We start from the raw sequence: 12779 nt of genomic DNA, 5'->3' as shown, positions 1-12779 counted from the left end.
CGCGCGTGTCGCGCCACAATTCCCGTGTATGGTGAGCCACGGGGCTTGCGGCGGCGTTGAGGCTGCGCAATCTCACGCTCGGATTCAAGGAACATCAGAATGAGCCTCACGTTCCGTTCGGACGCCTATATCGACGGCCAATGGCGCGCCGGCGTCAAAAGGTTCGAGGTGTTCAACCCCGCCACCCAGGCGGTGATTGCGCACGTGCCCGATCTTGGCGCGGCGGAGACGGAAGAAGCCGTCGCGGCCGCGCATCGGGCCTTTCCGGCCTGGGCGGCAAAATCGGCCAAGGAGCGCGCGACGGTCCTACGTGCATGGTTTGATCTGATGACCGCCGACCTCGATCGATTGGGGCGGTTGATCTCGCTTGAGGGCGGCAAGCCGATTGCCGAAGCCAAGGGCGAAGCTGCCTACGGCGCCGCGTTCGTTGAATGGTTCGGCGAAGAGGCCAAGCGCGCCTACGGGCGCACCATCCCCTCCACCACGCCGACGCGCCGCTATGTGACCATTCGCCAACCAATTGGCGTGAGCGCGGCGATCACGCCGTGGAATTTCCCCCTGGCGATGATCACGCGCAAAGCGGCACCCGCACTCGCCGCCGGTTGCACCTTCGTGGTGAAGCCGCCGTCGCAAACGCCGCTGACGGCTTTGGCGCTGGCGGAGCTGGCGGAGAAGGCCGGCATCCCGGCCGGCGTGTTCAATGTCGTCACCACGCATGACCACACCGCCGATGTCGGCAAAGTGCTTTGCGAAAGCCCGCTGGTGCGGAAATTCTCGTTCACCGGCTCGACCGAAATCGGCAAGAAGCTTGGCGCGGCGTGCGTCGCCTCGACCGTAAAAAAGGTTTCACTCGAACTTGGCGGCAACGCGCCCCTGCTCGTCTTTGCCGACGCCGATCTCGACCTCGCCGTCAAAGGCGCGATCGCTTCGAAATTCCGCAACGCCGGCCAAACCTGCGTCTGCGCCAACCGCATCTTGGTCGAAGACACGATCTACGATGCGTTCTCGAAGAAGATGACCGAAGCGGTCGCCAAACTGAAAGTCGGCCCCGGCGATTCCGACGGCGTCGAAATCGGGCCGTTAATCGATCAAAAGGCGATCGAGAAAGTTGAGCAAATGGTTGGCGAAGCGCTCGCCTCCGGCGCCGTCGCGCTCACGGGCGGCAAAAAACATTCGGCCGGCGCCCAATTCTATACGCCGACCGTGCTCGCTAACGTGACGCGCGAGATGCGCGTGAACACGGAAGAAATCTTTGGCCCGGTCGCGCCGCTGATCCGCTTCAAGGACGAAGACGAGGCCGTCGCCATCGCCAACGACACGCCGTTTGGCTTGGCCGCCTATTTCTTCACCAAGGACGTCAACCGCGCCTGGCGTGTCGCCGAACGCATCGAGGCCGGCATGGTCTCGATCAATGACGGCATCTTCTCCAACGAAGTCATCCCGTTCGGCGGCGTCAAAGAAAGCGGGCTTGGCCGCGAAGGCGGCGTCGAAGGCCTGGAGGAATATATGGAGACGAAGTTCGTGAACTTCGGCGGGTTCAGCTGAGCATAAAACATATGAAGCTCCGTCATCCCGGAGCCGCGAAGCGGCATCCGGGACCCAGGGGCAACGAGTACGGCAGCGGCCCTGGATCCCGGGTCTCGCTCCGCTCGCCCGGGATGACGGAGTTTAGTTTTGGCGACGCGCGAAGACGCTGATCTCAAAGCACAACACGGCTTCGTCTATGTCCTCGGCTCGCTTCGCGGCGACGACCGGCGTACCTATGTGGGCTGGTGCGTCGATCTCGACCAGCGCCTCTCCGCGCACAATGCGGGCCGCGGCGCGCGCTCCACGCGCGGACGTTGCTGGGTGTTGCTCTACGCCGAACGCTTCGAAACCCGCCGTGAGGCGATGAGCCGCGAAGTCTCGCTCAAACGCGACCGGAAGTTTCGCGCGGCGCTTGCGCTAGGCCTGACGGAGACGCGCTGACCCGTCGCAGCCCTGACCCTTGTCGAGACCCGGTGTGAGGCGCAATCTTCCAAAAATGCGGCCGATTGAAGCCTTTCTCCGCCGCCATGCGCTTGTGCGCCTTTTTCTGGTGCACACGCTCATCGGTTACGCGATAGCGACGCTCTTCGTGGGCGCGCTCGTCGTTTTCAACGTCGGCGGCCTGACAACGCTGGTCGTTCGTCAGCACGCCGAGGGCTTCATCGTGCTGCTCTGGTTCTTCTCGGGACTGACATTCGCCAGCGTTCAGATGGGCGCGGCCATTATGAGCTTGGCCGATGCGCCGCCCCCGGCCGGCGGCAAGCGCGCACGGCCGCCAAAGTCGGCCGCCCTCGCAGCCGTACGCGTCGCCCGACAGCGTTAGCCTCGCGACGCGCCCCCTGCTAGAAGGGCGCCATGACCAGACTGCCCTACGCCACTTACGACGTCTTCACCGACACGCCCTTCGCCGGCAATCCGCTCGCCGTTGTATTCGATGCCGACGGGCTAAGCGACGCGCGGATGCAAACCATCGCGCGCGAATTCAATCTCTCCGAGACCATCTTTGTGCGGGCCGCCGAATACGCACAACACGCCGCCAGCGTACGCATTTTCACACCGACTAAAGAATTGCCCTTCGCTGGCCACCCCACGATCGGCTGCGCCATCGCTTTGGCGGAGCGCAATCGCAACGGTGACAACGCACGCGATCTGCTGCTCGTGCTTGAAGAGCGCGTCGGCCCCGTGCGCTGCGGCGTGAAACTCGCTGCCGACGGCGCAAGCTTCGCCGAATTCACGGCACCCAAACTTTCGCAACAGGCCGGCGCCGATCCGAGCTTGGAAGTCGCCGCGAAAGCACTCGGCCTCAGCGCCAGCGACATCGGTTTCGACAAGCACGTCCCCTCGCTCTTCTCCGCCGGCGTGCCGTTCGCGATGGTTCCCGTCGCGAGCCTCGATGCGCTGGGCCGCGCGCAGCTCGTTGACGCGAAATCCTCGCTCACGCTCGGCGCAACGGAAGTGTTCGTTTACACGCGCGCCGAACCGAACGCGGCGCATTCCTTCCGCGCACGCATGTTCGCGCCGGAGATCGGCATCGTCGAAGACCCCGCGACGGGCGGCGCAGCGGCCGCGTTCGCCGGCGTGCTGGCGCGCTTTGAGCCCCTCGGCGAAGGCTGGACCACGCTGCCGATCCTGCAGGGCGTCGAGATGGGCCGGCCTTCGCTGATCGGGCTTGAGGTCAATATCGAGAAGGGCGTACTCGCCGGCGCGCGGATCGCGGGCAAAGCGGTGAAGATCAGCGAAGGCCTGTTGTTCGTCTGAACTATCCAAACGCGCCATAGAAATGCGCGATGCCGACCGTGATGCGTTTGATTGCGGCGTCGAGTTCCCGCAACGGCGCGGCGATCTCGCGCGCGATTTCGGGATAGCCGGCCTCACCGATTGGCTCGCCAGGTTCAACCAGGCGCGCGAACGCCTGCGGCGCCTCGCTCGTTGTAGGGAAAATTTCCGCAAGCGCGTCGGCGACCTCGGCGAAGCGCAGATCGAGCGCAAGGTCCAGCAGCGTCTCGCGCGTGATGTCATGTCGTGGCGAGAATTGCGGAATGGCGCCGGCCAGCGTGAAGCCGCGCACGATCAGCACCATGCGGATCGCGTGCAGCACGTAGAGGTCGGCGTCGAAGCCTGAATCGCCGGTCGAAGACGGCATCAGGTCGCGGCACACGGAATCGAAGCGCCGGCGGTCACTGGAGAGCAGATTGGCCAGTCGATCGATCGACACATCCAGTCCATGTTCGTCCAAACGCGCGGCGATGCGGAGCGCGACGTCGGAGGCGTGGTCATCATCGCTGCGCGCGGCGCGGATGGTCCAAAAGCCCGGGCTATACAGATTGGCGTAGGTGCGCAGGATCGAGAGCGAAGTGAGTTTGCGGGCCGCGCCCGCCATTTGCAGAAGCTGCAGCAGGCGCGGCGAACTTTTGACATGCGCGATGAAGCGCTCTGGCTCGCGGCTCGCGACATGGCCCCAACCGCCGGAGACGTTCGCGGGCGCCGCGAGCTGCTGCAGGATCGCGTTGTGCGGAATGGCGCGAAGCGAGCGGGCGGCGTCGCCTTTCGACGTACCGCTCTGACGGCGTGTTTTGCGCGAGCCTGTCGTTGGCAGGAGGTTCAGACCGAACGACCCGAGCACAGCTTGATAGTGGCGCTCGGCGAAGAGTTCTTCCTGCCAGCCTTTGATGGCGCGGTAGATATCCCAGGAAAAGTTGATGTCGGCGTAGAAGGCGTCGGCGCTATCCGGCGTCGGCGTTTGGAAGGCCCAGGCGGCAATTGCCCGCAGCGTCGCCTCGGCAAGATGAGGCGTCTGGAAATGCAGATAGCCGTCGCCGCCCTGGAAGCTGATTTCGGCATGAACGGGCACTTGGTCTCGCGCGAAGCGCGCGCGCACCCATGGCGTCAGCACGTGATCCAAGCGCTGCTGCATCGAACCGGGATACGCGCCTCGCCCCATCGATTCGCCGTGCGTGTTGAAGATCACAACTTCAACATCGCGCACGCCGCGCCGTGCGAGCGCGCGGGAAAGCAAGACATGCAGACGCTCAATCGCCATGTCGGCGGCGATCTGGCCCATGAAGCGGCCGCTGTCGGAGAAGCCGTATTGCACGCAAAGCCGGCCGCGCTTGCGTACGTAAGCGAGGTATTCCGGCTCATCGAGCAAACGCTCCATGAAGCGCCCGCCGCGCTCCAGCACGTCGGGCGTCTCGAACAGCGGCGAGATATCGAGCCGGTCGTACACGCCATAGAGACGCGCCAAATAGATCGCGCCCATGATCGTGGCGGGGCTTTCGATCTCGGCGATCAGGAAGCGGATCGGCGTATCCGAATCGATGTGCTTGAGGATTTCCGCGCACAGCATGAGCTGACGGCGGGCGGTCATGCGCTCCTGGAAGATCGAGCCGAAATTCACTGCTTGGCGCTTGGCGTGGGCGGCGCGCTCGGCGGCGGCGGTGACCGCGCGGCGGTCGAAGAAATCCGCGCTCTCGCTTAAGCCCAGATCGGCCTGGACGGCGGAACGCACCTGCGACGCGTTCACGCGCAGATGGATGCGCGCCACGCCCAAGCCACAGGCATCCATCTCGGCGCGGATGACACAGAGCGCTTTCTTCCGCGCCAAGTCTTTTTCGCCGGCGATCAAGGCCTCTAGCACTTCGAGATCGGGTGCGAGGCTGGTGTAGCGATCCTTGCCTGGCTCGGTGAGACGGTTGGCGGCGGCGACGATCTGCTCGGGATCGTCCAGATCGCCGGCGAACAGTGCGGCCTGGGCTTTTGCCTCTTCACTGGCGCGGGCCAGGCATTCCGAGAGCGCGCCGGCGCTGACTTGCCCCAGGGCCTCGGCATAAAGAGCGAGTTGGCGCGCCTTCTCTTCCAAACGGAAGCGGATGGTTTGGGCCCAATGGATGTCGGTACGACCGTCGAGGTCGTAGCCGACCCAGGTCGACAGCAGTAGTGGCGCAGGTCGAATGGTCCACCACGGGCCGTCGACATGGGTGGCAAGCCACTCAAACAACGCGCTGGAAAGGCCGCGCAAAGCGGTCTGGGCGCGGACGATGGCGGCGCCTGCGTCTTCGTGTTCGTCGGCCAGAGTAATGCCGGGCTCCGGCGCATGGTGGAGCGGAGCGATCTCCACGTCCGCACCACTGGCCAGCGCGCCCAGCGCGTCGCGCATGGGAGGGGAGAGCGCGAACGTCGGATGCGCGGTGAACACGATCCCGGCCCGGCGCGACTCAAGGGCGGCTTTGATCACGTCAAACGGCGCTGTTTTGATTGGCGCAAGACCCGCTTCCACGATCTTGCGCCAATCGCCGGCCGGCTTGGACACACCTAGGCGGCCGGCGCGGTCGCGCAGGGCGCGATCGCTGATGCGCTTCACCAGCGCGTCCAGGCTCGCGCTATCGGCGTCCGAACGGTCGAGCAAATCTAAAGCGAGCTGGCGCACGCCTGTCGCCATAGGGTCGCGCAAAGCCGCGGAATTGTAGTCGGCGAGCCGGCTCAAGCACCATTCGTGCAGCGCCGCCGCGCCATCCCTATCCTTGGCCTTGGCCATATCTCAGCTCCCACGCGGGAGAAGCATAACGCAACGCCAATCGCCACGCGCGCGCCAATCACGCAAGGCTGCCATTCCGCTGGCGCCGCATCTCGCACCGCCGATGCCTGCACAAAGGGCGGGGTTTAACCGCTTGGTTACCAAATAAACGCGCAACAAGCGGTAACGGAAACTACTCGGCAACACATTCACCGTAAACGTGGCTCGCTTACGTCCGGGAGCAGAAGCGCCCGGAGTGTAAGTGGGTCGATCGAATGTCGACTCTCAACGACCAGGATGGTCCGGAATGTCGATCACGGGTTTGTCGCCCGCGCAAATTAGCGCGCTCTCTGTCACGGCCATTCAAGGGCTGTCGACGACTGTCATATCCCAGCTTGCGGCCACGCAAGTCGCAGCGATCAGCACAACCGGCATCGGTGCGCTCTCCAATACGCAGGTCGCCGCGCTCAGCACGACGCAAGTCCGTGCGCTGACGACCACCCAGGTCCCGAATTTCTCAAGCGACGTCACCCTGTCATCGGCCCAGTTGCTGGCGCTTTCCGCGAATCAACTCGGCGTCATGACCACGACGCAGATCGCGAACTTCAACACCACCGCGATCAGCAATTTCGCGACCAGCCAGATTCAAGCGCTTTCAGCCGCCAACATCTCGGCGCTGGACGCCACGCAGGCGGCGGCATTGCGCACCACGCAGATTTCTTCGCTCAACACGACGCAGATCGCGGGCCTCTCAGCCACCGACATCGAAGAGCTCACCTCGACACAGGCGCGCGCCTTCACGGCCACGCAGATCGCCCGCCTGACGACCGAAGCGTTCGCCGCGTTCGACACCACGACCGCCGCTTCGCTCACGGTCACCCAAATCAAGGCGCTGACGACGACGCAGATCGGCGCCATGGAAGCGGCCGACCTCGCCGAGTTCGCGGCCACGCAAATCGCCGCGCTCAGCACCACCCAAGTGCGCGCAATCAGCGAAACGAATATCGCCTCGCTCACAGAAACCCAAGTAGCCGCCTTCTCGGCGACACAATTGCAGGCCGCCACGAACACCCAGATCGCGGCGCTGACCGACACGCAGGTCGCCGCACTCTCGACCACACAAGTCAATTCGCTCACGGCGACGCAGATCGGCGGCTTGGACGCGACCGACCTGGCTGAACTGACCACGACGCAAATCGCGGCGCTGTCCTCCACCCAAGTTCGCGTGCTGACGCAAACCAGCCTCGGCGGCCTTGCCGAAACGCAGATCGCCGCCCTAGGCGCAACGCAGATTCAGTCGCTCACGACCACGACGCTCACCAATCTGGCCGACACCCAACTCGCCTCGCTCACGACGACGCAAATCGCCGCGCTCAACACGGCTCAGGCACGCGCGTTGACCGCGGGCAACATGGCGGCGATGACGGAGACGCAAGTCGGCGCGCTGACTGGCGGCCAATTGCAGGCGTTGACCTCCACGGCGCTGGCCGCCCTGGCCGAGACGCAGGTTCAGGCGCTCTCCACCACCCAGGTGGCGTCGCTCAAGACGATCCAGATCACGCAATTGTCGGGCGCCGATGTCGCTGAATTCGCCGCGACGCAGATCGCGGCGATGAACACCTCGCAGATCAAGGCGCTCACAACGACAAGCATGGCCGCCCTGCTCGACACGCAGATCGGCGCCTTCACCACCACCCAAATTCAAGCGCTGAGCACAAGCCAGGTCGCCGCGCTCGATGAGACCCAGTTCGCGGCGCTCTCGACCACGCAAGTCGCGGCCTTCACCGCCACGCAAATCAAAGGCCTCAATGCGACGACCGTCGGCGCCATGGCCGACACGCAAATCGCGGCTTTGTCCGCGGCGCAGGTGGCGGCGCTGTCCGACACAGGCCTCGCCGCGTTCAACTCGACGCAGATGGCCGCTTTCAGCACGACACAGGTCGGCGCCCTCACGCGCAATCAATTGGCGGCGATGAGCGTTACGACGCTCGGCTCGCTTGAGGCGACGCAGACAGCGGCGCTCAGCATCACGCAGATGCGCGCGCTCACGACCACACAGCTTGGCACGCTCGACGCGACCGATGTCGCCGAATTCTCCCAAGCCCAGCTGGCCGCGCTCGCCTCGACGCAGGTCGACGCGCTGACCTCTACGAATATGGCGTCGCTGGCTGACACCCAGATCGCAGCGTTTACCGCCTCGCAGATCAAGTCGATTTCAGCGACCGAACTGGCAGCCTTCGCCGACACCCAAATTGCCGCGTTGACGGCGACGCAAGTCGCAGGTCTCACCAATACGCAAGTTGCCGGCCTCGATACGACGAACATCACAGCGCTCAATGAGACGCAGATCGGAGCCCTGAACGCCTCCCAGATCGCTTCGCTTTCCACATCGGCCCTTTCGGCCATGGATGCTGGGCAGTTCGGCGCGCTGAACACCACCCAAGTGCGCGCACTGACCAGCAGCCAAGTGGCCGCGCTCGACGCCACCGACATCGGCGAATTCACCACCACCCAGATCACGGCCCTGACGGCTACGCAGGTCACGAATCTGACCGAGACCGTCGTCGATTCCCTGGCGGACACGCAGATCGCGGCGCTGACTACGGCGCAATTGCAGGCGATCACGGCCACCAATATCGCGGGTCTGGCGGACACGCAGATCGCGGCGCTGGCCGCCACCCACATCGCCGCGCTGACGACAAGCCAGGTTCAGGGTCTCACCACCACGAACATCACCGCATTCAGCGAAACCCAGATTGGCGCGCTGACCGCTGGCCAGATCGCCCTGCTTTCGGCCGCGAGCGTCTCGGCTATGGCCGACACCCAGGTCCAAGCCTTGTCGAACGCCCAGGTTCAGGCGCTAACGACATCGCAACTCGCCGGCCTCGACGAGACCGACGTCGGTCAATTCACGGAAACGCAAATCGCAGCGCTCGCCACAACGCAGGTGCAGGCGTTCTCCACCACGAACCTTTCGGCGCTCGCCGACACCCAGATCGCCGCGCTGACCACGACGCAATTGCAGGCGGTTTCGACCAGCCACATCGCTGCGCTGACCGAAACGCAAGTCGGCGCCCTGACCACGACCCAAGTCGCCGCGCTCTCGACATCGCAAGTGCGCGCCTTTAACGCCACCAACCTATCGGCGCTTGACGCGGACCAGACTGCGGCGCTGACGGCCACGCAGGTCGCGGCGCTGACCACCACGCAGCTCGGCAATCTGGAAACCACCGACGTCGGCGAACTGACCACCACCCAAGTCGCGGCGCTCACGGCGACGCAGGTGCGTGGCTTGACGAGCACGACGATGGGCGCGCTGTCCGAGACGCAAATGGCGGCGTTTACCGCCACGCAGGTCCAGGCGCTGACCACAACGGCGATCGACGAACTGGCGGAGACACAGGTCGCGGCGCTGACCACCACTCAGGTTGCAGCTCTGTCGGCCACCCAGGTGCGCGCGCTGAACGACACCAATCTCGCCGCCCTCGACGCCACCCAGTTCGCGGCGTTCAACGGCACCCAGATCAAGGCCCTGACCACAACGCAGCTGGGCGCGCTCGATGCGGCTAATCTGGCGGAGTTCACGGCGACGCAACTCAATGCGCTGTCGACATCGCAGGTCTCGGCGCTCACCGCCACCAATATCGCCGACCTCAACGAAACGCAGATCGGCGCTTTCACCGCCGCACAGATCGGCCGTCTCGGCACGGAAGTCGTCAACGCGCTGAACGCCACGCAGTTCAACGCCTGGAACGCGACGCAGGTCGCCGGCCTCGTGACAACGCAGATTGAGGCGCTTGAAGCGACCGACATCGCCGAGTTCACGACGACGCAGATCGCGGCGCTCACCAAGCGCCAGATCGAGACGCTGACGACGACGACGCTGGCCGGTCTCGCCGACACCCAAGTCGCGGCGTTCACGACCAGCCAGATCCAAAATTTCACCGCCACGAACCTTTCTGCGCTTGACGGCGCACAGGCCGGCGCGCTGACGGCGACGCAGATCGCGGCGTTGAAAACCACGCAAGTCACCGCCTTCGACGCCGCCGACATGGCGGAATTCTCGACGACGCAGGTCGCCGCCTTCACGGCCGCCCAGATCAGCCGCCTGACCGACACCGCCGTCGGCGCACTGGACTCGGCGCAGATCGGCGCCTGGAACACGACACAGGTTCGCGCGCTGACCACGACGCAGATCACGGCCCTCAGCGCCACCGACGTGGCCGAGCTGACCACGACGCAGCTTGCGGCGATGAATACCTCGCAGATCGCCGCACTCCGCGACACCAACGTCACGGAGCTGGCGGACACCCAGATCGCAGCGCTGACGAACGCACAAGTCCAAGCGCTCTCAACGACAATCATCAACTCGCTGGCGGATACGCAAATCGCGGCGTTCACCAGTGGCCAGATCGCGGCGCTCTCGAGCAGCCAAGCGGCGAGCTTGACCGAAACCAGCATTGCGGCGCTCACCGAGACGCAAGCTGGCGCGATGACGGCGACGCAGATCGCGGCCCTCTCCACCACCGCGGCCGCGGCCTTCGAACAAACCCATATCGCGGCCATGAACACCACGCAGGTGCGTGCATTCTCGACGTCGCAAGTGGCGGCGTTCAATGAGACCGACATCGGCGAGTTCACCGAAACGCAGATCGGCGCCCTGCATACCTCGCAGGTCGCGGCATTGAGTTCGACCAATCTCGCGGCCATGGCGGAGACCCAGGTGGCGGCGCTGACGACGGCGCAGCTCGCAGCGATCACTTCGACCAATTTCGCGGCTCTTGGCGATACGCAGGTGGCGGCGCTCACGACCACGCAGGTGGCCTCACTATCGACCGGCCAGCTTCAGGCGCTCGACGCCACTAATCTGGCCGCGTTCGACGCCACGCAAATGGCGGCACTCACCACCACACAAGTGGCGGCGCTCACCACCACGCAAATCGGCGACCTCGGCGCCGGCGATATCGCCGAGCTGGGCGCCACCCAGATCGCCGCCCTGACCGCGACCCAAGTGCGCGGCCTGACAGAGACCAACATCGCCGACCTCGCCGACACGCAGGTCGCCGCATTCACGACAACCCAAATCGCTGCGCTCTCCACGACCAACGCCTCGGCGCTCGCCGACACGCAAGTGGCGGCCATGAGCGCAACTCAGTTCGCCGCGTTCAACACCACGCAGATCACTGCGCTCAATGAAACCGACATCGGCGAACTGAACGAAACCCAGATCGGCGCCCTCACCACGACGCAAGTCAAGGCGCTGCTCGAAACGCAACTCGACGCGCTGGCCGACACGCAAGTTGCCGCTCTAACCACCACGCAATTGCTGGCGATGAGCACGACCCGTCTGGCGTCGCTCGATGAAACGCAAATGGCGGCGCTGACGACGACGCAGATCGCCGGGCTCTCCACCGCGCAGCTCAAGGCCTTCTCGGCCGCGAACTTGAGCGCCCTCGACGCCACCCAAGTCGGCGCGCTGAGCGCTTCGCAAGTGGCGGCGCTGACCAGCACGCAGCTGAACGCGCTCGACACCGCTGACATGGTCGAGTTCACGACGACGCAAATCGCCGGCATGGCGACGACCCAGGTGCGCGATCTCAGCGAAACCAACCTCGCCGCCCTGACCGATACGCAAGTCGCTGCGCTCACCGCCAACCAGGTGAAGGCGATTTCGTCGACCGGACTTGCGGGTCTGGCTGAAACGCAAATCGCCGCCATGACAACGACGCAGGTCCAGGCGTTGACGGCGACCCAAATCGGCGGGCTCGAAGCCACCGATATGGGCGAGTTCAGCACCACCCAGATCGCGGCATTGACGGGCACCCAAGTGAAGGCGCTCTCGACCACCAACCTGCAAGCGCTCTCGGACGCGCAGATCGCGGCCATGAGCATCGCGCAGCTCCAGGCGATCGCCACCACCGCCATCCGCTCGCTGACGGATACCCAGATCGCGGCGCTGACATTGACGCAGATCGGTGGTTTCGCCGCTTCGCAGATCGCCGCCTTCTCGACCACGAACCTGAACGCGCTTGACGCGGCCCAGGTAGGCGCGCTGACGACCACCCAGGTCAAGGCCCTCACCGCGACGCAAGTCGGCGCGCTGGAAGCCACGGACCTGGCGGAATTCAGCGTGGCGCAACTGCAAGCGCTCAGCTCGACGCAAGTCTCGTCCTTCACGGCGACGAACATCGCTTCGCTGGCCGACACGCAGGTCGCGGGCCTTGCGACAACGCAATTGTCGCGCCTCGGCACTGAAGCCTTCGCCGCCCTCGACGCTGCTCAAGTCGGCGCGCTCAGCACGACTCAAGTGAAGTCGCTCACTACGACGCAGATCAACGCGCTCGAAGCGACCGACATCGCCGAGTTTGCGGATACGCAGATCGCGTCAATGACGACGGCACAGGTGCAGGCCCTGTCGACGACGGTGATCGCCGGCATCGAAGCCGCACAGGTGGCCGCGCTCGACGTCACGCAGATCGCGGCGCTGACGGCGACCCAACTTGATCACCTCTCGACGACGAACATTGCGTCGCTGACCACCACGCAGGTTTACGCCTTCACCTCGACGCAGGTGGCCAGCCTGGATGGCGACCAGATCGAGGCTTATCTGAGCGTCGCCTAAGCGGGGCACAAAGGTTAACGGACGCCCGGCCGCGTGAGCAGCCGGGCGCTTCGGCATTAAGGTTTTGAAAACGCAAATCGCCGGAGTTTCGCGCCCGCGCGGGCATGCGCGACCGGA

At 64.8% G+C, this 12779-nt stretch carries 6 protein-coding genes; 5 read left to right on the top strand and 1 reads right to left on the bottom strand.

Annotated elements, in window-relative coordinates:
* Positions 1-99: 99 nt before the first annotated feature.
* From VF769_RS14620 to VF769_RS14605, 4 genes are all read left to right on the top strand, one after another.
* On the top strand, positions 100-1545 hold the full coding sequence (locus VF769_RS14620; protein WP_331009161.1) for an NAD-dependent succinate-semialdehyde dehydrogenase: 1446 nt from the start codon (positions 100-102) through the stop codon (positions 1543-1545).
* 129 nt (positions 1546-1674) lie between these two features.
* Entirely contained in the window at positions 1675-1968 is a 294-nt protein-coding gene (locus tag VF769_RS14615) for a GIY-YIG nuclease family protein (RefSeq protein WP_331009160.1), read from the top strand.
* A gap of 34 nt (positions 1969-2002) precedes the next feature.
* Positions 2003-2350 carry a hypothetical protein gene (locus VF769_RS14610; RefSeq protein ID WP_331009159.1) on the top strand — a complete coding sequence of 116 codons (348 nt, stop codon included), beginning with the start codon at positions 2003-2005 and terminating at the stop codon, positions 2348-2350.
* Between the two features lie 32 nt (positions 2351-2382).
* Positions 2383-3285, top strand: coding sequence for a PhzF family phenazine biosynthesis protein (locus tag VF769_RS14605; RefSeq protein ID WP_331009158.1), 903 nt, complete (start codon positions 2383-2385; stop codon positions 3283-3285).
* A 1-nt stretch (position 3286) separates the two neighbouring features.
* Here the strand turns inward: VF769_RS14605 and VF769_RS14600 are convergent, their stop codons facing one another.
* Positions 3287-6061, bottom strand: a complete 2775-nt coding sequence (locus VF769_RS14600) for a phosphoenolpyruvate carboxylase (protein WP_331009157.1) — start codon at positions 6059-6061, stop codon at positions 3287-3289.
* Positions 6062-6347: 286 nt separating this feature from the next.
* On the opposite strand from VF769_RS14600, the gene VF769_RS14595 reads away from it, so the two are divergent.
* Positions 6348-12662, top strand: a complete 6315-nt coding sequence (locus tag VF769_RS14595) for a hypothetical protein (RefSeq protein WP_331009156.1) — start codon at positions 6348-6350, stop codon at positions 12660-12662.
* Positions 12663-12779: the final 117 nt, after the last annotated feature.

Origin of the sequence: Vitreimonas sp. (assembly GCF_036392335.1) — a bacterium.
Taxonomy (GTDB): domain Bacteria; phylum Pseudomonadota; class Alphaproteobacteria; order Caulobacterales; family Aquidulcibacteraceae; genus Vitreimonas.
The sequence above is the reverse complement of the archived record's forward strand: the minus strand, read 5'-3'. Positions and strand labels throughout refer to the sequence as shown.

Bases quoted from the DNA above. Each gene is read 5' to 3' on its own strand.
- VF769_RS14620 (WP_331009161.1), top strand. From the start codon at position 100: ATGAGCCTCACGTTCCGTTCGGACGCCTATATCGACGGCCAATGGCGC.
- VF769_RS14605 (WP_331009158.1), top strand. From the start codon at position 2,383: ATGACCAGACTGCCCTACGCCACTTACGACGTCTTCACCGACACGCCC.
- VF769_RS14600 (WP_331009157.1), bottom strand. From the start codon at position 6,061: ATGGCCAAGGCCAAGGATAGGGATGGCGCGGCGGCGCTGCACGAATGG.
- VF769_RS14595 (WP_331009156.1), top strand. From the start codon at position 6,348: ATGTCGATCACGGGTTTGTCGCCCGCGCAAATTAGCGCGCTCTCTGTC.